This is a genomic window from Streptacidiphilus jiangxiensis (assembly GCF_900109465.1).
In the GTDB taxonomy this organism is placed as follows: Bacteria; Actinomycetota; Actinomycetes; order Streptomycetales; family Streptomycetaceae; genus Streptacidiphilus; species Streptacidiphilus jiangxiensis.
Genome location: NZ_FOAZ01000004.1, coordinates 201,418 through 223,537 on the forward strand (window position 1 = coordinate 201,418; position 22,120 = coordinate 223,537).

The following is a 22,120-nucleotide window of genomic DNA, read 5'->3' on the forward strand; positions in this document are numbered from 1 at the left end:
GAGCTCTGAGGATGACTGTTCGATTCAAGAGGTTCATGCGGGCCGACGTGGTCGCCGGCGACGGCGTCTACCTGACGTCCGAGCGATCCGGCCAGATCCGGTTGCAGGGCGCGCTCGTCGAGAGCCTGGCCCCATGGCTGGACGGTAAGCACGACCGGGGCGAGATCCTCTCCGCTCTCGCCGACCGGTTCTCCGTCGAGCGCGTGAACGCCGTGCTGGACAAGCTGGTTTCGGTGGGGCACGTGATCGAGGGGGAGCTGGCGGAGGACGAGCGGGCGGCCGGCTTCTGGGAGATGCACGGCAGGAACGGCGATGCCGCCCTGACGTCGGTGCGCGACAGCAGGGTGCAGTTCGTCCGGTTCGGGGACGTCTCCGAGGAGGGGATCGCCGCTGCCGCGGCCGCTGCCGGGCTCAGCCTGGGTGGGACGGACCCCTCCCTGACGGTGGTCCTGGTCGACGACTACCTCCACCCGGAGCTGCAGGCGTTCAACGAGGAGTCCCTGCGTGCCGGGAGGCCATGGCTGCTCGCCAAGCCGATCGGTGGTGTGGTCTGGGTGGGGCCGGTGTTCGAGCCGGGCCGGACGGCCTGCTGGTCCTGCCTGGCCGTGCGCCTGAGCTCCAACCAGATGGTCATGCACTACCTGCAGCAGCGCAACGGACTGGCCTCGCCGCCGGTGACCTCGCTCGCGGACCTGTCGGCGACTCGCCGGATGGGCGTCGAGTTCGCCGCCCTGCACGCGGCCAAGTGGCTCGCGGGCGGTCTGGCCGCGGAGCTGCCGACGTCGGGGCCGGATGCGGGCACCGGGTACCGACGCACCGAGGTCGTCACCTTCGACCTGGTGGGGCTGCAGAGCCAGAAGCATGTGCTGACCCGTCGCCCGCAGTGCCGTGCCTGCGGCGACCCGGGCCTGCAGAGCCGCTTGCAGGAGACGCCCGTGCGGCTGACCAGCCGCCCCAAGCTGGAGGTGGTGGACGGCGGCCACCGGTCGAAGTCGCCCGAGAAGCTCCTGGCCGAGTACGAGCCGCTGATCAGCCCGATCACCGGTCCGGTGAAGCAACTGATCAAGACGCCGATGGAGATGGAAGGCCTGCACACCTACTACGCAGGTCAGAACTTCGCCGTGCCGATGGGGCATGTCTCCGACCTGCGAGCAGGGCTGCGCAGCGCCGCGTCCGGCAAGGGGATGAGCGATGTCCAGGCCCGCGCCTCGGCGGTCGGTGAGGCGATCGAGCGGTACAGCGGCCTGTTCCGCGGCGACGAGGCCCGGATCACCGCGTCCTATCGCGAGTTGGGGCCGGAGCGGGCGATCGCTCCCAACGAACTGCACCAGTACAGCGACGCCCAGTTCGCCACGCGCGACGAGTGGAACGCCCGAGGGTCGCACTTCCAGCGGGTCTGCGACCCGTTCGATCCGGAGCAGCGGATCGACTGGACCCCGGTGTGGTCGCTGAGCCGACAGCAGACCCGGTATCTGCCGACCGCCAGCCTGTTCTTCGGCTACCCGCTCGAGCGAGGCAACCGGTACGGCGGCGCCGACTCCAACGGCAACGCGGCCGGCACCTCGTTGGAGGACGCCGTGGTCCAGGGCTTCATGGAGTTGGTGGAGCGCGACAGCGTGGCGATCTGGTGGTACAACATGGTGCGCCGGCCCGGTATCGACCTGGCCGGCTTCCAGGATCCGTACTTCGAGACCTGGCAGCAGCGTTACCGCGCGGCGGGGCGTGAGACGTGGGCCCTGGACCTCACCACCGATCTCGGCATTCCGACGGTGGCAACGGTCTCGCGCCGCATCGACAAGCCGGTCGAGGACATCCTGATCGCCTTCGGCGCGCATTTCGACGTGAAGATCGCCATCTCCCGCGCGATGACGGAGATGAACCAGTTCCTGCCCGCGGTGATGCATGCGACCGCCGAGGCCGAGAACTACACGTTCCCCGATCCGGACCAGCACAACTGGTGGCGGACCGCCACCCTGGCCAACCAGCCGTACCTGAGGCCTCTCGACGGGCGACTGCGGGCGGCGTCCGACTTCACCGCTCCCGGCACCACCGACCTCGTCGAGGACGTGCGACTCGCCCAGCGGATCGTGGAGGGGGCGGGCATGGAGATGCTGGTGCTGGACCAGACCCGCCCCGACATCGGTCTTCCCGTGGTGAAGGTGCTGGTCCCCGGGATGCGGCACTTCTGGACGCGGTACGCCCCGGGGCGCCTGTACGACGTCCCGGTGGCCATGGGCTGGCTCGACCGGCCGATGTCCGAGGCGGATCTGAACCCTGTCGCGATGTTCCTGTGAGGACCGTTCTTGTGAGGACCGACATGCAGAACAGCTCCACCCTTGCCACCCTTGCTCCGCCCGCTGCGCCGGCGGAGATCCGCGAGTGTCCGGTCGGCTTCCGTTCCGACGTGGTGATCGACGTCCGCGACGGGGTGCTCCGGCTGCTCAGCCCCATCGGCGGCTACGCGCTGAACGGTGTCGCCCCAGCGGTCGTCGAGGCGCTGCGCGACATCGTGGCATCCGGCACCGCGCTGGCCGACGGCGTCGAGAAGCTCTCGGACACCGAGGCGGGCCAGTTGTACACGATCGCGGAACGGGCGCCCAAGCTGGCCGAGTTCGGCATCCTTCTCGGGGGCCGACTGCTGGTGAAACTGGAGGCGACCGCCCGGGACGCGCACTACGAGAAGGCGGCAGTACCGCTCGACGTCCGCGTCAAGCTGTCGAAGTTCGTGCTGCTCCGCTCGCACGCCGGGGCCCTGGTGCTGGAGTCGCCGCTCGCGCGCCACCGGGTCACGCTCGTGGCCCCCGCAGCCGGTGCGGCGATCACCGCCCTGGGAGGGGGCTGCACCGGAGCGGATCTGCTGGGAGAGCTGCCGGAGGCGGCGGTCAGCAGCCTACTGGGGCACCTGGTCGGGGCGGGTTTCGTGGAGACCGAGGCCGTCGACGGCGGGGTGAACGGCTTTCCGTCCGACACCGATCCCGTGCTGCGCCAGTGGGACTTCCACGATCTGGTGACTCACTCCCGGGCCCGCACCGGCCGGTTCGACCAGCCCTTCGGGGGCATTTTCCCCTTCCTCGGCGAGATCGAACCGCAGCCGGCGCTGAAGCCGGTTCCGACGGGTCCGTCGATCGTGTTGGACCGGCCCGAACTCGAGGACATCCTGGCGGTCGACCCCTCGCTCACCACGGTTCTCGAGGCCCGCACCTCGGTCCGGGACTACGGCGAGACCCCGCTGTCCGTGGCGCAGATCGGGGAGTTCCTCTACCGGACAGCGCGGGTGCGGGCCGTCTACGGCCCGTCGGAGGCCACCCCCTACGAGGCCTCCACCAGGCCGTATCCCTGTGGTGGCGCCGCCTACGAGCTGGAGCTGTACCTGACCGTGCGCCGGTGCGACGGCATCGAGCCGGGATGCTACTACTACGACCCCGTCGGGCACCGTCTCGTGCTCGTGAACGAGGACCCGAGCGATCGTCAGGCGATGTTGCACGCCGCCTCGGTCGCCACCGCGATGCAGGCCAACGCGGACATCCTGATCACCATGACCGCACGGCATCAGCGCCTGTCGTGGAAGTACCGGTCCATGGCGTACTCGGTCAGCCTCAAGCACGCCGGTGTGCTCTACCAGACCATGTACCTGGTGGCCACCGCGATGGGACTGGCGCCCTGCGGCCTCGGCAGCGGTGACGCCGACCTGGCTGCGAGGGTGCTGGGGCTGGACTACCTGACCGAGTCCAGCGTCGGCGACTTCATCCTCGGTAGTCGTGCCGTCCCGCAGGAGGGAGCGACCGCCAGGCGGCTGCCGGAGAACTGGCGGCCGGTCAACGACCCCCAGTGGGGTGTGCAGTCGCAGTCGACGCTCTTCCGGCGGTTCCGAGGACCGGCGTGACGGCGCTTCGCGTGCCCGACATCGGAACCCTGCCGCCCGCTCAGGACGCCAAGCCTCACGTGTCACTCGTGACGGTCCTGCGCGCGGCGGGCCTCCCGGCGGCGGCGGTGGACGAACTGGCGGCCCCCGGGACGATGCGTGCCCTGCGGGAGGCCGCCCGGCACGAGTCGACGGCAGCGGAGCTGGCGGCCGTCCTGACCGACGACCTCTACCGGGTGGTGCCGTCGCTGGAGGACAAGCGAGGTCGCAGAGCCGCAGTGGCCCTGCGCCGGGACGTCCACAACGGCCGCCTCTCTGCTGCGGGCGAGGCCCGCCTGCAGGTGCTGGCCCCGTCCCTCTCCGACGCGTTGCACGGCCGCATCGAGCGATGGGCCGGGCTGCTGAGGACGGCGGGGGAACGCCGGAGCGAGGCCGCAGACCTGCTGGACGCGGAGGCTGCCCGGGCCGGAGAGGCACTGGCCCGGCACCTGTCGACGCCGCGCATCACCTCCGGGCTGGCGCTGGCCAGCCCGGAGTTCACCGACCGTCTGCTGGCAGGCCCGCTGTCCTGGCGGCCGGAGTCGCGCGCGGCGCGCAGCGCCACCGCCTATCTCACCCGGATCGCGCTCAAGACCAGCCCGTTCAGCTCGCTGACCAGCGTCGGGGTCTCGTCCTTCGCAGGAAGTGCTCCCGGCGGCGGCGCCCTGCCGACCGCCGGAACACGGGTCGTCAGCTCCGCGCGCCCGCTCGCGGTGGCGCTGCTGCTGGCCATGGTCCGCCACCCGGAGGCCGCCTCCGTACTCGACGTCGCCCGGGTGCACGGACTGCGTTCCGTCGACGGTCGACGGCTGGCCACCCTCCCGGACCGTTGGGTGTCGCAGCGCACGGCCTTCCGGGTGGACGCGCTCACCGACTGCGGCCTCTACGCGTGGCTGCTCGACCTGCTGCCCGAGAAAGGCGTCCGGTTCGGCGATCTGGCGGTGAACGCCACTCCGGTCGGGGCCGACGCCGGGCTCGCCCGCCGTCTGGTCGAGATCGGACTGCTCCAACCCGTGCTGCCCTGGCGTGCCGCCTCGGGCCGCGACTTCCGCGCGCTGGCCCAGTGGGCCGGCCGCCGGCTTCCCCCCACGCTGAGCCCACTGGCCGAGGCGCTGGCCGGGTTGGCGGAACAGGAGCGGATCGTCGTCGAGGAGACGGCCGCGGCGCGACGTACCGTCGCGGTCAGAGCCGCTCGATCGGCTGCGGCGGACGCCTTCGAGGCACTCGGTCAGGCGACGCCCCCGTGGGTGCGTGATCATCCGCTGTTCCACGAGGTCGACGCCTCACCTCGGACGGCGGGCCCGGAGCTTCCCCCGCCCGTCCGCGACGATCTCGCGGAGGTGGGGCGTTGGCTGGTGCCCCACACCTGGCGGCATCCTCTCTACGACGAGCTGCTGCGGTGCTTCGTCCGACGCCACGGTGCCGGCGCCACGGGGGTGGACCTGGTGGAGTTCCTCTACGCCTTCCTGGATCGCGCTGATCCGACCGCGCTGGCCGGCCTCGTGCCGAAGGCCGACCGGGCGACAGCGGGGGACCCGCAGCGCCTGCTGGGCGACGGCACGGTCGCGCCCGCTCATCACACGGTCTTCTTCCAGGTGTCCGCGGGCACGGCGGCCCAGGTCGCGGCCGGGGAGCACGAGACCGTGGTCAACGCGGTCCACACCGGCGGGATGGGCCTGCTCGGCCGATGGGCGGGTGTGCCTGTGATCGGGGAGCGGCTCGGTGCGCCCCTGGCTGACTGGGCGTACCAGCTCCACCCCGGCTGCCGGGTGTACCAGGTGTCGCCGTGGGCGGACTGGTCGGACCTGCAGCGGCCGGTCCTGCGAGCCCTGCCTCTGTTGCGTGCTCCGGGTGATCTGCCCACTCAGGGTGACCTGGAGGACGCCGAAGAGGCGACCGGGATGGACGGCCTGACCTTGGCGCACCAGCCTCGCGGCGCAACCCTGCAGGTTCTGGGACGCGACGGTCATCCGGTGGCCTTCAGCTACCTCGGCTCCATCCCCCAGCACCTGTTGACCGGCTTCGCCCAGCTGCTCTGCCTGTTGTCCAATCCCTGGCTCACCATCGGCCGGATCGACCGGGACCGGCATGTCCTCGACGACGACGACGGGGGACGGCCGGTCTTCCGGCCTCGGCTGCAACAAGGACGGATCGTCTGGGCGAGGGCGCGATGGACCTTCCCGGCCGAGGCGCTTCCGCGACCCCAGGAACACGGTTCGGTCCTGGACTTCATCGATTCCGTGCACCGATGGCGGGAGCAGCACGGTCTCCCGGCGGAGGTGTTCGCCACGCGGCTCAGCCGTTCGCCGGGCCGGGTCGTCAAGGAGAAGCCGCAGTGGCTCGGCTTCGACCACCCGCACGCGATCTGGGCCGCGCTCGGACACATCCCGCCGGGTGTCACGGCAGTTGACTTCGCCGAGGCTCTGCCGTCCCGGAGCGGGCACTGGGCGCTGGACTCGGAGGGGCGAGGGGTTGCGACGGAGTTTCTGGGGATGATGCGGCATGGGTGAGCGCCTCGCGACGACGGCGGTCCCGGCGGACGAGTGGCTCTACTACCGGATTCACGTGGATGCCGCTGACGCCGGGGACCGCCTGCTACGTGAGGTCGTCTCCCCGGTGATCGGACAGCTGAGCGCCGGGCTGCCCGAGGACTCGCGATTCCGATGGTTCTTCCTCCGCTTTGCCGACCCCTCGGGCCTGCACATCCGGCTGCGGCTGAACGCGTCACGTCATTCGCTCGGTGAGGTCGAGAGGACGCTGGACGCGGCTCTTTCCGCCGCGGCCCGCCAGGAGACACCGATCTGCGATTCGTACAGGAAATACCTCTATGCGCCCGAGGGGTGGAAATTCGGCGCAGGAGCCGGAATCCGCCACGCGGAGGAACTGTTCCAGGCCGGCAGTGAAATGGCGCTGGAGGTTCTCGCGGAGCCGGGGCCGGCCTCGCGGGTCGACTACGGTGCGGCTCATCTGCTCATGATGGTCGGGGCGTTGCCGCCGGCCCAGCAGGCGAGCTTTCTGCATCAGTACGCCTGGTACTGGTCGGGCGGACCGACCAGGCGACCGGGCATGGCCCCCAGGGGCGGACCGTTGCACCGTGACCGCTCAGCCGGAGAGTTGGAGCGTCTCCTGGCCGGGGCGCGCCGCGCGCTGGACGCGCCGGCGGGAGGCTTGGCGCTGCTCCGGTACGGCCATCGGGTCCGCAAGGCGATGCGGGCGAGCGGCAGGAGTCCGATCCCCAGGTCCGACTACTTCCTCCTGTTCCACCACCTCCACCTCACCAACAATCGCATCGGCGTTTTCCCGGCTGCGGAGTCCGCGCTGGCGAGAATGCTCTGGCTGGCCATGCGCCGAGGAATTGTCCAGCCGTCAACGCCCGACATGACACATGTCATGCCGAACGCATGAACAATGCGTACGGAGCTGGTGACCTCTACAACTGGTGGCCGCGCGACGAAATGACATAGCATCATTCCATGCTCAATGAGTCAGTCATCGAGGTCCGCGATCTCCGCAAGAAATACGGTGATTTTCCGGCGGTCGACGGAATTTCGTTCGAGGTACGACGCGGCCAGATCTTCGCGCTGCTGGGTACGAACGGCGCGGGCAAGACGACCACGCTCGACGTGCTGGGAGGCTTCCTGCGACCCACGAGCGGCTCGGTCCGGGTACTCGGCCTGGACCCGGCCCGGGACCGGGCCAAGCTCGGCTCCCGCCTGGGGATCATGCTGCAGGAGGCCGGCTTCTTCGAGAGTCTCACCGTCGCCGAGACGATCGACGCCTGGCGTCGGTTCACCCCAGGGGCGCGGCCCCGCGCGGAGGTGCTGGAGCTGGTCGGGCTGACCCACAGGACGTCAACCGGGGTCGGTCGTCTGTCCGGTGGCGAGCGGCGGCGCCTCGACCTCGCGCTGAGCCTGCTGGGCGGACCCGAAGTGCTGTTCCTCGACGAGCCGACCACGGGGCTGGACCCGGAAGCACGACGCAACACCTGGAACCTCCTGCGGGAGTTGGCGCAGCGCGGGATGACCGTCCTGCTCACCACCCACTACATGGAGGAAGCCGAGTTCCTCGCGGACCGCCTCGCGATCATGGATCGGGGCAGCATCGTCCGGGAGGGTTCGCTCGCCGAGATCCGGGCGAGAACCGCGTCGACCATCACCTTCAGTCTCCCGGCACCGCTGACCCTGGCAGACCTGCCCCGGCCGGAGAACACGCAGGTGGAAGAAGAGGCGGGCCAGGTCAGCGTCACCACCCGGGAGCCACAGCGGACACTCGGGCTCCTGCTCGGTTGGGCCGACACGCGGAACCTGGACCTCACCGACATCCATGTGGACGCCGGCTCGCTGGAGGACGTCTTCCTGGACATCGCGACCGGCGAAAGGACGACTCGATGACCTGGCTCACCTACGCCGCCGCCCAGTTCCGGCTGTCCCAGCAGGTGTACTGGAAGCGCATCGGCATCGCGCTGACGGGCACGGCACTGCCTCTGGGGCTCGGAGCGTTCCTCCCGCTGCAGGCCCGACACACCGTCATCTCGCGTATGCCGGGCAGCCTCTACGTGCTCACCGGGCTCATGGCCTTCGCCCTGTTCTTCACCGTCTACAACCTGGTGAACGCGGTCACCTCGCGGCGGGACGCGTTGATCTACAAGCGGCTCCGGGCTTCGGCCCTGCCCGACAGCTCGATCTTCGCGGGCGAGGCCCTGGCGGCCGCGATCCCGAGCTGTGTGGTCGCCAGTCTGCTGATGGTCTACGGCGCGGTGTTCCTGGGCTCGGGGGCACCACATGACATCGCTCTGCTGGTCCTGGGCATCCTGCTGGGTTCAGCCATGTTCACCATGCTCGCCATCGGTGTCTCGGGCGTCCTGCCGGGCGCGGACACCGCCATGTGGATCGTCACGCCGGCCATGGTGGTGTCCATGTTCTGCTCCGGGGTCTACTCCCCGGTCTCCCAACTACCCGCCTTCCTGCGGCTGGTCGCGCCCTACCTCCCGATGACACCGGTCGTGCGCGTTGTGCGTACCGCCTACCTGGGGCAGGAGTCCTTGCCGACGGATCTCGGTGATCTCGGTGTTATGTTGGCATGGACCGTCATCGGCTTCGCCCTGGCCCGGAGACTGTTCCGCTGGGATCCCAGGCGGACGAGTTGACGACACGACGGAGCCCGCGGTGACCCCGTCGGCGGCGTGGAGGTGGGGGAACGATGGGGACACGGTCGCGCCTGGCCGCTGCCCGCTCGGTGACCGTCCTGCTGATGTCCCTCTGCGTCCTCTACGGCGTGGAGCCGCTGTTCTCCTCCGGGTTCAGCCGGTTGAACGCTGCCCAGTCCGGTGTCGCACTGGGGGGCATGGCGGCCTTCTTCGCAGCTCTGCTCCTCGCTGTTCGGCACGGCGGCCAGGCCGGTCCGAGATGGGGCAACAAGCCGTGGTCCCTGGTCTGCCTCGGCGTCATCGCTGTCGGCCTCTACCTGCAGTTCGGTCCGGCGCTGGTCGCACTGCCGGCCCTCTTCGGCGGAACCGCCGGGTTCGCCCTGAGCCGCTACCGGGCGGTGCCGGTCGTGCTCGGCACCCTGGCGAGCATCTATCTCGCGATCTCGCACCAGGGGCTCCCCGAGGCGCAGGTCGTGGATCTGATGGGACGTGCGGTGATCGAGATGTCGGTGATCTACGCCGTGGGGAAGATCGCCTTGCTGAGCCGCGAGATCGAACGCAATCGGGTGGAGTTGGCACGGCTGGCGGTGGTCGAGGAGCGTCTCCGGTTCTCTCGGGACCTGCACGACGTGCTCGGCCACAGCCTCTCGGTGATCTCCATCAAGGGCGAGGTCGCGGCGAGGCTGACCGACCGGGACCCGTGCACCGCGACCGAGGAGATGAACGCCGTGGTCGAGATCGCCCGGCGGTCTGCAGGGGAGATCCGCAGTCTCGTGCGCGGCTACCGCGGGCAGTCCCTGGACGCGGAGCTCGAAGGAGCGGTCAGTGTGCTGGAGGCGGCGGGAATCCGGAGCTCGGCGGATGCCGTACCGCGGGCGCTGCCGGCCCAGGTTCAGGAAGTCCTGAGCTGGGTGATTCGGGAGGGCGTGACCAACGTGCTCAGACACAGCCGGGCCACCCGGTGCGAGATCACCATGCGCGCCGTCGGCGGAGACCTCGTCCTGGACCTCGTCAACAACGGGATCCGAGCGGATCGGCAGGCCCAGGGGAGGGGGGCGGGCAGCGGTCTTGTCGGCCTTGCCGAACGACTGGCCGGTATCGACGGGAGGCTGTCCGGTGAGCGGATCTCCGAGGACGAGTTCCGGCTGAGGGCCACGGCACCGCTCGTACGCGGCGGGACCCACGACCCGACCGGGGAGCCCTGGGGCCAGGCGGAGAAGGAGGGAGAATCGTGATCCGGGTTCTGATCGCGGAGGACCAGGAGCTTGTTCGCACCGCACTTGCGAGACTCGTCTCACTGGAGGACGACATCACCGTGGTGGCCGAGGCCGCCGACGGTGAGGAGACGATGGTGCTTGCGACACAGGTCGCTTGCGATGTGGCGGTGCTCGACATCGACATGCCGGGCATGGACGGTCTGATCACCGCGGAGAAGCTCCGCGTCGCCCACCCGGAGATCTCGGTGCTCCTGCTGACCAGCCATGGGCGCCCTGGCTATCTGAGACGCGGGGTCCAGGCGGGGGCCCGGGGATTCGTCACCAAGAACATCTCCGGCAGCCGGCTCGCCGACGTCATCCGAGAGGTCCACGCAGGTGGGCGGTACCTTGATCCCGAGATTGCCGCCGACGCCATGTTCATCGGCGAATGCCCGCTGGGACCAAGGGAGTTGGAGATCCTTCGGCTTGCCGAGGACGGTCGGCCGCTCGCGAGCATCGCGCACGACCTGGCGCTGAGCGAGGGGACCGTCCGCAACTACATGTCGGCGGCCGTCACCAAGCTAGGGGTCGGCAACAGGGCCGGCGCCGTCCGATACGCCCAGAGCATGGGCTGGCTGTAAATACCACCAGAATGGGAGAGGCACGATGAGTCTGTTCCGGAAGAAGGACGAGAACAAGGACGACTCCGGCCACGAGCCGCTGGAGAAGGTCATCGGCTACAAGGGCGACAAGGGCAAGAAGAAGTCCGAGGACAAGGACGACGCCGCCGCTCGCAAGGACAAGATCAAGCGCATCTCGGGCGGCTTCGGCGCCAACGCGAGCTGATACACAAGAGTCCCGGTGGCGTGGAAGTCGCATCGACTTCCACGCCACCGGGACTTTTGCTCGGGAGTGCCGTTACCTCATTTCCATGGCGAGCGAGGAAAGCCCTAATTCATAGGCGGCGGCGACCGCCTGCGCCCGGCTGCGTACCGAGAGTTTCTGCAGAATGTGATGCACGTGCGATCTGACCGTGGATCCGGAGATGAAAAGGCGATCGGCCACCTCGGAATTTGAAAGGCCTCTCGCCAGCAGACCGAGGACATCAGTCTCCCGCTCGGTCAGTTGCGTGATCGAGGCACCGACCCGGGAAGCGGACGAGTTCTGCATGACGGAATCGATGTGCCGGGAGACCGTGAGGGGTATCAGGACGGCATCTCCGGCTGCGACCACCCGAATCGTCTGGATGAGCTCCCCGGGCGTCACGCTCGGCGTGAGCACGGCCCGCGCGTTGAGTGTCAGCACGTCAGAGGGGCTGAGCTCTACTCCGATGTCCGCGAGGGTCACCACCTTGGCAGCCGTCGCCATCTCTCGGTGGGCCGCGATGTCGATCTCCGACAGCGACACGACGGCCACATCCGGACGTGTGTCCCTCATTTTCTGGACCGTCTCGCCGGCGCTCGAGGACTGGCCGATCACCTCGAAATCCTCCTGCGCCGCCAGCAGTGCGCCCAGTCCCGCACCGGAGAGCGGGTCGTCGGAACAGACGGAGATGGTTATCCTCAAGGTTTTTCCCCCAGATTGCTTGAGACCGGCGCCTATCCTGTTCTTGTATCAGATCATGCATCATCGATGTGCACAGATCAAGAACTGGACGGTTGCTTGAGCATCATTTGAGACTCAAGGGTCCAGGGTTGCAAGATGCTGGACAAACAGGACATAGCGTCCATGAATCGGATGGGCCGACTCCACTTCTTCTGTATTGTTGAATACTGTCCCAACGAATTCATTCGGAAAGTCGGCGGATTCCAATTCGCTCCGGACTGAAATGCAGGTGTCCCGGCCGTTGGCCTGTCGGTCGGCAGCTCCTCAACGAAAGGCTGAGTGCACGGGCGTCGCGTAGGCCATCCGCTGCTCCCGAAGATCGATCGGATGCCAGAAGACGGCCGGCGTGCAGTTTGGCAAGCTTTTCGGCAGAGAGCGATTCGTCTGGGAGGAGGGAACGAAATGGAAACGACTGAGCTCATGGTCGAGGACCTGACCATCGAGGAGCTGAACGACGTGACCGCGGCTGACAGCTGCGCCGGCTGCGCGTCCAGCGTCAGCACGCCGGTCAGCAGCGCGGCCTGCGTCGGCACCGCCAGCTTCTGATCCACACCGGGCACATGCCAAGGGAGGGGACGTCATGTCCAACGAGAACCAGATCACCGGCGACGCGCAGGTCCTGACGGTTGAGGACCTGGGCATCGAGGAGCTGGACGAGGTCGCGGGCGCGGGCTCGTTCAGCTGTGTCGGCACGGCCAGCACCCCGGCGAGCCTCGGCAGCGCCGCCTGCTGGAGCAGCCTCTAGGCTGACGACTGAAGGGGCCCCTCTGTCAGAGGGGCCCCTTCGGGCTTCCGTCGGGCTGTCGGCTCGCTCCTCGGTCAGAGTGTGGGCTCGAACGTGGGCCCTGAACCGTCTGGGCCCTGTCCCGGGTGTGCCCAGCGACCGCGCCGACGAGTGCGCGCCGCGCAGCCGGTTGGCCACCTGTCGGAGCGCGAGCTCGGGGCGGCGAAGCTCGGCTGGTCGCGCGCCACACGGAACTCGGTGTCATCGCGTCCTTCTCCCGCGGCGGAGCCGCAAGTCGGCAGAGCCCCGCGCCCCTGGATGGTGCAGGGGCAGCCTCAGGCGGCGGGCAGCTCGTCGAGGCCCTCGCCGACCAGCTTCGCGAGGCGGTCCAGTGCCGCGTCCGCGTCCGCCGCGTCGGAGGCGAGGACGACCTCCTCGCCGGCCTGGGCGCCCAGTCCCAGCAGGGCGAGCATGGACGCGGCGTTGACCGGGTCGCCGCCGTTCTTGGAGATGGTCACCGGCACGCCCACCGCACCGGCGGCGCGGACGAAGATCGAGGCGGGACGGGCGTGCAGGCCCTCCGGCCAGCCGATGGTGACGCGGCGCTCAGCCATGGTGCGTGCCTTTCGCGTGGTGCAGGAAACTCGGACAACTCAGGATATTCGGAACATTCGGCTCCACGGTGGAACCTCGTCCCATGTTGTCTAGACCATTCTGGCACGCCTCCCGCTGGAGCGGACCGTCCTGCTCCGGATCGGGACCTATTCGGGCCCAACGTCCCGCCCGGTCCCACCGGAAAAGTCGCCCACGACCGCTTCTGCGTCGCACCGTACCCGTGCCGGTTCCGCGGTTAACCTGAGCGAGTGAGCGAGAGCCGCGAGAGCTACCCGGCCCACTGGGAGGCCGACATCGTGCTGCGAGACGGCGGCACGGCCCGGATCCGCCCGATCGTCCCGGACGACGCGGACCGGCTCGTCGCCTTCTACCAGCTGGTGTCGGACCAGTCGAAGTACTACCGCTTCTTCGCTCCCTACCCGCGGCTGTCCGCCAAGGACGTCCGGCACTTCACCCACCACGACTTCGTCGACCGGGTCGGCCTGGCCGCGCTCGTCAACGACCAGTTCATCGCGACCGTCCGCTACGACCGCATCGACGAGACCGGCCGGCCGTCCGGCACCGGCACCGAGGCGGAGGTCGCGTTCCTGGTGCAGGACGCGCACCAGGGCCGCGGTGTCGCCTCCGCGCTGCTGGAGCACATCGCCGCGACCGCGCGCGAGCGCGGCATCCGCCGCTTCGTCGCCGAGGTGCTGCCGGAGAACCGCAAGATGGCCAAGGTCTTCACCGAGGCCGGCTACACCCAGCAGCGCAGCTTCACCGACGGCGTGCTCCATTTCGAGCTCGACCTGGCGCCGACCGAGGAGTCCCTCGCGGTCATGCGCGCCCGCGAGCACCGCGCCGAGGCGCGGTCGATGCAGCGCCTGCTCGCACCCCGCTCCGTCGCGGTGATCGGCGCCGGACGCAACCCCGTGGGCGTCGGCCGTACGCTGCTGCGCAACCTGCTGGCGGGCGGCTTCACCGGCCCGCTCTACGCGATCAACCGTGCCGCCGCCGACCCGACCGCAGAGCTCGGTGAGCTCGACGGCGTGCCCGTCCACGCCTCGATCGCCGACGTCGCGGAACCGGTCGATCTCGCCGTCGTCGCCGTCCCCGCCGAGCAGGTGCCGGACGTCGTCGCGGACTGCGGTGCGGCGGGCGTGCGCGGGCTGGTCGTGATCACCGCCGGGTACGCCGAGACGGGCCTCGACGGCCGTGCCCGCCAGCGTGAGCTGGTCCGTCAGGCACGCGCGGCGGGCATGCGCGTGCTCGGCCCGAACGCGTTCGGGTTGATCAACACCGATCCCGCCGTGCGGCTCGACGCCTCCCTCTCGCCGCAGCTGCCCCGGCGCGGGCCGCTCGGCATCTTCACCCAGTCCGGTGCGATCGGCGCCGCGCTGCTGGAGGCCGCGCACCGACGCGGCCTCGGCATCTCCTCGTTCGCCTCGGCCGGCAACCGGGCCGACGTCTCCGGCAACGACCTGCTCCAGTTCTTCGAGGAGGACGAGGCCACCGGCGTCGCACTGCTCTACCTGGAGTCCTTCGGCAACCCCCGCAAGTTCAGCCGCCTGGCGCGGCGGGTGGCCGCGCGCAAGCCGCTCGTCGTGGTCAAGGGCGGCCGTGACACCCGCAGCATCCCCGCCGGGCACGCGGCGGCGATCCGTCGCATCGCCGACTCCACCGTCGACACCCTCTTCCAGCAGGCGGGCGTCATCCGCGTGGACACCATCACCGAGCTGTACGACGCGGCCGACCTGCTCGCCCACCAGCCGCTGCCCGCGGGCCCGCGTCTGGCCATCGTCGGCAACTCCGACTCCGTCGGCCTGCTCACCCACGACGCGGCGCTCGGCGCCGGGCTGCAGCCGCTGCTCCCGCACGACCTCACCACCAGCGCCACCCCGGACGACTTCCGCCGCGGCCTGCGTGCCGCGATCGACCGCCCCGACAGCGACGCGGTCGTCGCCGTCGTCATCCCCCCGATCGGCGCAGGCGGCTTTCCCAGCTTCCCGGGCTCCGGGCTGATCAGCCGCACCAACCTCCCGCCGGTTGCGGAACGCCTCCCCCTCCTCGACCTCGCCCCTCTCGCCGCCGCCCTCCGCGACAGCGCGGCGCGCGCCCGTGACGCGGGCAAGCCCATGGTCGTCGTCCACCTCGCCATGCCGGAACTGGTGGACCTGATCAGCGAGCCCCCAGCAGAGCCGACCACGCCCGCCCCCGCTCCGGGCTCCACGCCGGGTGTCGCGCCCGGGCAGGCGGCTGCCTTGGTGCCCGCTGGCTCCGCGCCGGGTGCCGCGCCCGCGCAGGCCGCTGCCTCGGTGTCTGGTGGTTCGGTGCCCGCTGGCTCCGCGCCGGGTGTCGCGCCCGGGCAGGCGGCTGCCTCGGTGCCCGCTGGCTCTGCGCCGGGTGTCGCGCCCGGGCAGGCGGCTGCATCGGTGCCAGCTGGCTCCGCGCCGGGTGCCGCGCCCGCGCAGGCCGCTGCCTCCGGTGGGGCGGGCGTGCCCACGGTCGGTGGCCCAGCGCCCTCGGCCGCGCCGGGAGTGCGGGGCGCGCCCGCGGTCACTGCCGCCGAGCCCGTGCCAGGCGGCTCCGCCGCCTCCGGCGGGCCGGGGGAGGGGAACGAGCCCCCGGCCCAGCCGCGGGCCGGGAGGGTGCCCGGGTATCCGCGCCCCGAGCGGGCGGTGCGGGCGCTCGCGCATGCCGCGCGGTACGCGCAGTGGCGGGTGTGGAGTGCCGAGCCGCGGGCGTTCCCGGAGTTCGACGACGTCGCCGAGCAGCGGGCGCGCGCGATCGTCGCCGAGGCGCTCGGGGGCAGCAAGGAGGCGGTGCTCGACGCGGCGACCGCCGCCCGGCTGCTGGCCTGCTACGGAGTCCGGGTCGAGAGCGGCGATCCCGGCCCGAAGGAACCCGGCGCCGTCGACACGACCGTCTCCGCCAGCGTCGATCCGGCGGTCGGCGCGATCCTCGCCTTCGGGCTCGCGGGCGTCGCCTCCGAGCTCCTCGGGGACGTCGCACACCGGCTCGTTCCGGCCACCGCGGCGGAGTCCGCCGGGCTGATCCGGGAGATCAAGGCCGCACCGCTGCTCTTCGGCTGGCACGGCTCGGAGCCGGTCGACACCGACGCGCTGGAGCTGCTCCTGCTGCGCGTCTCGCAGCTCGTGGACGACCTGCCCGAGGTGGCCTCGCTCACGTTGGAGCCTGTTCGGGTGGGGCGGAAGGGCCTGACGGTGCTGGGAGCGGAAGTCCGGCTGGCCCGGTTGCCCGCCCGGACCGACCTCGGACCGCGCGCGCTGGCATGAGCCGGGCCCGGCTCGTGCCAGGATGGTAGGTATGGCGAAGACCGGTACGACGACCACCACCCAGGGGCTGCGCTCCGCGATCGAGCGCAGCGGCTACTACCCGACCCTCGTGTCCGAGGCCGTCGAGCAGGCCGTGGGCAACGAGGGTGTCGAGGCCTACCTGGTGCACCAGGAGACCACCTTCGACGCCAACGAGGTCCGCCGCCACGTCACGGTGCTGGTGCTGACCGACACGCGCTTCATCGTGAGCCACACCGACGAGCAGGGCGCGGACGACACCTCGCCGGTGCCGTACGCGACGACCTCCACCGAGAGCGTCAAGATCGGCCAGATCTCCTCCGTCGTCGTGAGCCGCGTCGTGGCGAACCCGGAGACCTACGTCCGTGGCTCGCTGCCGCGCGAGGTCGTGCTCACGATCGGCTGGGGCGCCGTCTCCCGGATCGACCTGGAGCCCGCCGCCTGCGGCGACCCGAACTGCGACGCCGACCACGGCTACACCGGCTCCACGACCGCCGACGACCTCTCGCTGCGCGTCAGTGAGGCGGGCGACGGCCCGGAGACCGTCGGCCAGGCGCTCGCCTTCGCCCGCGCCCTCTCCGAGGCCACGGCGCGTACGGCGGACTGACCTCGGTTCCCTGCGCAGCCCGTCCGCGTCGTCCACGTCGCCCGTGTCCCGTAGAAACGACTTGATGACTCTCCCTCACACCGCCGCGCCCGTCCCCGCCTACGGCACGGCCGCCCTGGCGGACGTCCTGCCCGCCGTCGCCGCGGGCCTCGGGCTCACCGAGGCCGACGGCGTGCCCACGACGGGCCTGACGCTCCCCGCCGCCGACCGCGTCTGCGTCTTCCTGATCGACGGTCTGGGCTGGGAGCTGCTGCGCGGCCACCCGGACGAGGCGCCGTTCCTCACCTCGCTGCTGCCCAGCTCGCTCGCGGGCACCGGCCGCCCGCTGACCGCGGGCTTCCCGGCGACGACGGCCACCAGCCTCGGCTCCTTCGGCACCGGCCGCCCGCCCGGCGAGCACGGCCTGGCCGGCTACCTGGTGCGGATCCCCGGCCAGCGCCGGCTGATGAACCAGCTGCGCTGGCAGCCGCACGTCACCCCGCGCAGTTGGCAGCCCTATCCGACGGTCTTCCAGCGCGCCCACGCGGCCGGTGTGGCCACCTGCCAGGTCTCCTCGCCGACCTTCGAGTTCACCCCGCTGACGGAGGTCGCCCTGTCCGGGGGCGAGTTCCACGGCCGGCTGACCGGTGAGGAGCGGATGGACCTCGCCGCCGAGCGGCTGGCCGCCGCCGACCGCGCGCTCGTCTACACCTACTACAGCGAGCTCGACGGCATGGGCCACCGCCACGGCGCCGACTCCGACGCCTGGCGCGGCCAGCTGATGGCCGTGGACCGGCTCGCCCAGCGCCTCGCCGAGCAGCTGCCGCCCCGCTCCGCGCTCTACGTCACCGCCGACCACGGCATGGTCGACGTGCCGACGGACCCCGCGGTCGGGGCCCGCATCGACCTGGACGCCCCCGAGCAGGAGGACCTGCGCGCGGGCATGCTCCTCCTCGGCGGCGAGGGCCGCGCCCGCCACCTCTACGCCCGCCCGGGCGCCGAGGCCGACCTGCTCGCCGCCTGGCGCGAACGCCTCGGCGACCGGTTCTGGATCGCGTCGCGGGACGAGGCGATCGCGGCGGGCTGGTTCGGCCCCGTCGTGGAGGACCGGGTGCGTGAGCGCATCGGCGACGTCGTCGCCGTCGCGGCCTCCGACGCGGCGGTCACCGCGACCCGGCGCGAGCCGGGGGAGTCGTCGATGATCGGCATGCACGGCTCGCTGCTCGACTCGGAACTGCTGGTGCCGCTGCTGGAGGTGCGTCGTGGCTGAGCTGGTCTTCTTCTCCGGGACCATGGACTGCGGCAAGTCCACGCTGGCGCTGCAGATGGACCACAACCACCGCGCCCGCGGCCGGGCCGGCATCATCTTCACCCGCAACGACCGCGCGGGTGAGGCGACGCTGTCGAGCCGGCTCGGGCTGAGCACGGCCGCCGTCGAGGTCGACGACGGCATGGACTTCCACCACCACGTGGTCAAGCTGCTGTCCGCCGGCGAGCGGATCGACTACCTGATCTGCGACGAGGCCCAGTTCTTCGACGCGACCCAGGTCGACCAGCTGGCCCGGATCGTCGACGACCTCGCCATCGACGTCTTCACCTTCGGCATCACCACGGACTTCCGGACCCGACTGTTCCCCGGCTCGGCGCGGCTGATCGAGCTGGCGGACCGGGTGGAGGTGCTGCAGGTCGAGGCCCTGTGCTGGTGCGGCGCGCGGGCGACGCACAACGCGCGCACGGTCGGCGGCGTGATGGTGGTCGAGGGCGCGCAGGTCGTCGTCGGCGACGTGGTCGTCAACGACGACCAGATCGGCTACGAGGTGCTGTGCCGCCGGCACCACCGCAAGCGCATGACGTCCGCGACGGCGCGGGCAGGTGCCCTCTCGCCGGACGTCCTCCCCTTCGACGGCGCCCACCCGATGCTGGGTCAGCAGCGCTAGACCCCGGTCGGGGCGGCAGCTCTGACGGGCCGAGGCCCGCCGGTCGGACGGCAGGCGCACAACACCGACATGACCGTCGACCTGTTGAGCCGCCGGGCAGGTTCGTCAGACCGTCTGGAACTCCGCTGCGGCGCGCGCGGCGGAGGCGGCGAACGGGAGGCCGTCGAGGGTCCAGTGGCGGTCCGGGGTGAGGCCGAGGGAGGCGAAGATCTGGGGGACGACGTCGACGTGCCGCAGCGGGCCGGTGACCGAGCCGGGAGTGAACTCCGGGCCCGCGCAGGCGATCCACGCCGTGCGCTCCAGCAGGCTGTCGCCGCCGTGGCCGCCCTCGTCGACGTGGCCGTGGTCGGTGACGACGATGACCGTCCAGTCCTCGTCGGCGTAGGTGGGCCGGGCGCGGACGGCGTCGAGGAGACGGCCGAGGCGCTCGTCGGCGCGCAGGATCGCGGCACGGTAGTCCGCGCCGCAGCCGCGCAGGTGCGCGGTCTCGTCGACGGCACCGAGGTAGACGAAGGACGCCTCGGGGTCCTCCTCCCGCAGCACCGCGACCGCGTCGCGGACCATGCGCTCGTCGACGGCCTCCCAGTCCTCGCAGGTCTCCGCTGCGGGGGCGACGAAGCTGAGCCGCCCGGGGCCGTTGAACAGAGGCCCGCCCGCGCGCGCCAGCACCAGCGGCTCCCAGGCGGCGGCGACGTACGTGCGGCGGCCGAACCCGTGGGTGAGGCGGGTGAGGAAGTCGGGGAAGACCGCCAGGCGGTGCCCGGTGAAGTCGTTGTTCCACACCGCGTGCTTGGTGACGTGTACGCCGGTCGCGATGGTGGCCCAGCACGGTCCGGACATGGTCGGCGTGCCCGGGTCGATCAGCACGGGGGCCAGGAAGCCCGCTGCGGCGATCTCGTCCAGCCGTGGCGTGTCCAGCTCGCCGAGCAGGTCGAGGCGGACGCCGTCGATGCCGACGACGAGGACGCGACGGGCGCGCGCGTGCGGGTCGGACTGGTGCGGGAGGTGCATGTGGTGCCCCTGGGCTTCGGCGGGCGATCGGACTCCCGTCACCCTAACGGCGGAGCAGGGGGTGGGTAAGCGCTTTCCATGCCTTCGGGCCGGTGAACTTGTCACGACAACTCGGTGAACGCGGGCTCACGGCTCCGAGAGGCGGACCAGCGCGAACGGCCCGCCCTGCGGGTCGCGCAGGAACGCCGCGGCGCCGTAGCGGGCCGGGGGCGGGGTCTCCTCCAGGCTGCCGCCCAGCGCCAAGGCCGTCTTGACCGACACCTCGAGGTCGGCGACGGCGAAGTAGACGCGCCAGCGAGGGCGGGGATCCCCGGGGCCGGTCTCGCGGATGCCCGCGACACGGTGGCCGCCGTAGCGCAGCAGCATCGCGCCGTCGTCGCGGCCGATCTCGGCGCGGCCCGCATGGACGGCCGCGAGCCCGAAGGTCTTGGCGTAGAAGTCGGCGGCGTTCAGCGGCGAGGGGGTGCGCAGTTCGCTCCAGACGACAGAGCCGGGCGCGCGGCGCAGCTGCCAGCCGTAGTGGGCGCGCGGCTCCCACAGGCCGAAGACGGCGCCGGCCGGGTCCGCCGCGACCACCAGCCGACCGGCGTCGTCGGCGGAGTCGATGGGGCCGAGCGCGACCGTACCGCCGCAGTCGCGTACCCGGCCCGCCACCTCGTCGGCACTGTCCACGGCGAAGTAGGTGATCCAGTCGACGGGGAAGCCGACCGAGTCGTCGACCTGCCCGATCCCCGCGACGAACAGGCCGTCCACCGTCGCCCGCACGTACGGGCCGAGCCGGCCGGGGCCGCGATGGAACTCCCAGCCGAGCAGGGCGGCGTAGTAGGCGCGGGCCGCGTCGAGGTCGTGCGCCATCAGGCTCACCCAGCAGGGGGTGCCCTGCGGTAGCCGCAAGCTCTCCGTCACCTCCCTGATGCTGCCACCTCGGGACGGCGAACGCTGCGGTTGGCGCGAGAATGTCCCCTGGCGGGGCGTATCGGGATACTGGGGCCATGACTCAGCCCGCCTCCCTCCTGATCGGCCCTGACGACCTCGCCGCCCTGCTCACCGGGGAGCACCCCCCGGCGGTGCTCGACATCCGCTGGAGTCTGGGCGGACCGCCCGGCGCGGAGGAGTACGCCAAGGGCCACGTGCCGGGCGCGCACTACGTCGACCTCGACCGAGAGCTCGCCTCCGCGCCCGGCACGGGCGGCCGCCACCCGCTGCCGACGCCGGAGGTGCTCCAGGCGGCACTGCGGCGCGCCGGGGTCCGCGCGGACCGCGAGGTCGTCGTCTACGACGCGGCCACCTCGATGTCGGCAGCCCGCGCCTGGTGGCTGCTGCGCTGGGCCGGCCACGGTCACGTGCGGGTGCTGGACGGCGGCCTGCAGGCGTGGACCGAGGCGGGCCACCCGCTCTCGCTGACGGAGCCGGAGGCCGAGTCCGGCGACTTCACCGTCGTCCCCGGCTCGGTGCCGACGATCGACGCCGACGGCGCGGCGTCCTGGGCGGACGGCCACGCCCGGGTGCTGCTGGACGCCCGTGCGGGGGAGCGCTACCGCGGCGAGACCGAGCCGGTGGACCCGCGCGCGGGCCACATCCCCGGTGCGACCTCGGCGCCGACGTCGGAGAACGTGGACGCGACCGGCCGCTTCCTGCCTGCGGCGGACCTCGCCGCCCGCTTCCGCGCGCTGGGCGCGCGCGAGGACACGGAGATCGCCGTCTACTGCGGCTCCGGCGTCACGGCCGCGCACGAGGCGCTGGCCCTGGAACTCGCGGGCCTGCGGGCCACGCTCTACCCGGGCAGCTGGAGCGAGTGGTCCGCCGACCCCTCCCGCCCCGCAGCCACCGGCCCGGACCCGCGCTGAGGGAAGCCCTCGGGGCGCGGGGAACTGCGCGACAACCCACCGACCTGCGGACGGTCCTCACCGAGCGGGGCCATTCGCACGCCGGTGGTTGCTCGCGCAGGTCCCCGCGCCCCTCAATGGTGCACCTAGCTGAAGGAGCACAGCCGGCCAGGTCGCGCCCGCACGGCGGAGCCGGTTGCGCCGATCTGCGGCTGCGCCGCGTGGCAGCAGAGCCTCGTGTCTCCGGAGAGTGCTCAAGCTCAGGCAAGAGCGAGAAGTG

Annotated in this window: 20 protein-coding genes; 16 read left to right on the forward strand and 4 right to left on the reverse strand. The window is 71.3% G+C overall.

What is annotated here, in order from left to right:
* Positions 1–11 precede the first annotated feature (11 nt).
* From BMY61_RS09815 to BMY61_RS09855, 9 genes are all read left to right on the forward strand, one after another.
* A complete protein-coding gene (locus tag BMY61_RS09815) occupies positions 12–2,294 on the forward strand; it encodes a TOMM precursor leader peptide-binding protein (protein WP_042441788.1) in 2,283 nt (760 codons plus the stop codon).
* 23 nt (positions 2,295–2,317) lie between these two features.
* Positions 2,318–3,883, forward strand: coding sequence for a SagB/ThcOx family dehydrogenase (locus BMY61_RS09820; RefSeq protein ID WP_082014642.1), 1,566 nt, complete (start codon positions 2,318–2,320; stop codon positions 3,881–3,883).
* A gap of 11 nt (positions 3,884–3,894) precedes the next feature.
* Positions 3,895–6,411 carry a lantibiotic dehydratase gene (locus tag BMY61_RS09825; RefSeq protein ID WP_143094251.1) on the forward strand — a complete coding sequence of 839 codons (2,517 nt, stop codon included), beginning with the start codon at positions 3,895–3,897 and terminating at the stop codon, positions 6,409–6,411.
* Positions 6,404–7,306 (forward strand): thiopeptide-type bacteriocin biosynthesis protein, encoded by a 903-nt coding sequence (locus BMY61_RS09830; protein ID WP_042441786.1) that lies wholly within the window; start codon positions 6,404–6,406, stop codon positions 7,304–7,306. Before BMY61_RS09825 ends, BMY61_RS09830 begins: the two co-directional genes overlap by 8 nt.
* A 68-nt stretch (positions 7,307–7,374) precedes the next feature.
* The gene (locus tag BMY61_RS09835) at positions 7,375–8,292 is read left to right on the forward strand and encodes an ABC transporter ATP-binding protein (RefSeq protein WP_042441785.1); all 918 of its coding nucleotides are present in this window, start codon (positions 7,375–7,377) and stop codon (positions 8,290–8,292) included.
* Positions 8,289–9,047: an ABC transporter permease gene (locus BMY61_RS09840; RefSeq protein ID WP_052438237.1), complete on the forward strand. Its 759-nt coding sequence runs from the start codon at positions 8,289–8,291 to the stop codon at positions 9,045–9,047. The genes BMY61_RS09835 and BMY61_RS09840 overlap by 4 nt, the downstream gene beginning before the upstream one ends.
* 53 nt (positions 9,048–9,100) lie before the next feature.
* Positions 9,101–10,282: a sensor histidine kinase gene (locus BMY61_RS09845; protein ID WP_052438236.1), complete on the forward strand. Its 1,182-nt coding sequence runs from the start codon at positions 9,101–9,103 to the stop codon at positions 10,280–10,282.
* Positions 10,276–10,884 (forward strand): response regulator transcription factor, encoded by a 609-nt coding sequence (locus BMY61_RS09850; RefSeq protein WP_042441784.1) that lies wholly within the window; start codon positions 10,276–10,278, stop codon positions 10,882–10,884. Before BMY61_RS09845 ends, BMY61_RS09850 begins: the two co-directional genes overlap by 7 nt.
* Positions 10,885–10,909: 25 nt before the next feature.
* Positions 10,910–11,089: a hypothetical protein gene (locus tag BMY61_RS09855; RefSeq protein WP_042441783.1), complete on the forward strand. Its 180-nt coding sequence runs from the start codon at positions 10,910–10,912 to the stop codon at positions 11,087–11,089.
* Between the two features lie 72 nt (positions 11,090–11,161).
* Here the strand turns inward: BMY61_RS09855 and BMY61_RS09860 are convergent, their stop codons facing one another.
* On the reverse strand, positions 11,162–11,809 hold the full coding sequence (locus BMY61_RS09860) for a response regulator transcription factor (RefSeq protein ID WP_042441782.1): 648 nt from the start codon (positions 11,807–11,809) through the stop codon (positions 11,162–11,164).
* Between the two features lie 441 nt (positions 11,810–12,250).
* On the opposite strand from BMY61_RS09860, the gene BMY61_RS44845 reads away from it, so the two are divergent.
* Both BMY61_RS44845 and BMY61_RS44850 read left to right on the forward strand, forming a co-directional pair.
* Positions 12,251–12,394 (forward strand): thiocillin family RiPP, encoded by a 144-nt coding sequence (locus tag BMY61_RS44845; protein WP_143094252.1) that lies wholly within the window; start codon positions 12,251–12,253, stop codon positions 12,392–12,394.
* A 34-nt stretch (positions 12,395–12,428) separates the two neighbouring features.
* Positions 12,429–12,593, forward strand: coding sequence for a thiocillin family RiPP (locus BMY61_RS44850; protein WP_143094253.1), 165 nt, complete (start codon positions 12,429–12,431; stop codon positions 12,591–12,593).
* Between the two features lie 314 nt (positions 12,594–12,907).
* On the opposite strand, the gene BMY61_RS09865 is transcribed toward BMY61_RS44850, so the two are convergent.
* Positions 12,908–13,186 carry an HPr family phosphocarrier protein gene (locus tag BMY61_RS09865; protein ID WP_042441781.1) on the reverse strand — a complete coding sequence of 93 codons (279 nt, stop codon included), beginning with the start codon at positions 13,184–13,186 and terminating at the stop codon, positions 12,908–12,910.
* A gap of 249 nt (positions 13,187–13,435) precedes the next feature.
* On the opposite strand from BMY61_RS09865, the gene BMY61_RS09870 reads away from it, so the two are divergent.
* From BMY61_RS09870 to BMY61_RS09885, 4 genes are all read left to right on the forward strand, one after another.
* Positions 13,436–16,462, forward strand: coding sequence for a GNAT family N-acetyltransferase (locus BMY61_RS09870; protein WP_075003833.1), 3,027 nt, complete (start codon positions 13,436–13,438; stop codon positions 16,460–16,462).
* 31 nt (positions 16,463–16,493) lie between these two features.
* Positions 16,494–17,087 carry a DUF5998 family protein gene (locus tag BMY61_RS09875; RefSeq protein WP_042441778.1) on the forward strand — a complete coding sequence of 198 codons (594 nt, stop codon included), beginning with the start codon at positions 16,494–16,496 and terminating at the stop codon, positions 17,085–17,087.
* A gap of 64 nt (positions 17,088–17,151) precedes the next feature.
* Entirely contained in the window at positions 17,152–18,336 is a 1,185-nt protein-coding gene (locus BMY61_RS09880; RefSeq protein ID WP_042441777.1) for an alkaline phosphatase family protein, read from the forward strand.
* A complete protein-coding gene (locus tag BMY61_RS09885; protein WP_042441776.1) occupies positions 18,329–19,003 on the forward strand; it encodes a thymidine kinase in 675 nt (224 codons plus the stop codon). Before BMY61_RS09880 ends, BMY61_RS09885 begins: the two co-directional genes overlap by 8 nt.
* A 105-nt stretch (positions 19,004–19,108) precedes the next feature.
* Here the strand turns inward: BMY61_RS09885 and BMY61_RS09890 are convergent, their stop codons facing one another.
* Entirely contained in the window at positions 19,109–20,014 is a 906-nt protein-coding gene (locus BMY61_RS09890) for an alkaline phosphatase family protein (RefSeq protein ID WP_042441775.1), read from the reverse strand.
* A gap of 126 nt (positions 20,015–20,140) precedes the next feature.
* The gene (locus BMY61_RS09895) at positions 20,141–20,920 is read right to left on the reverse strand and encodes a VOC family protein (RefSeq protein WP_042441774.1); all 780 of its coding nucleotides are present in this window, start codon (positions 20,918–20,920) and stop codon (positions 20,141–20,143) included.
* Positions 20,921–21,006: 86 nt separating this feature from the next.
* On the opposite strand from BMY61_RS09895, the gene BMY61_RS09900 reads away from it, so the two are divergent.
* Positions 21,007–21,861 carry a sulfurtransferase gene (locus BMY61_RS09900; RefSeq protein WP_042441773.1) on the forward strand — a complete coding sequence of 285 codons (855 nt, stop codon included), beginning with the start codon at positions 21,007–21,009 and terminating at the stop codon, positions 21,859–21,861.
* Positions 21,862–22,120: the final 259 nt, after the last annotated feature.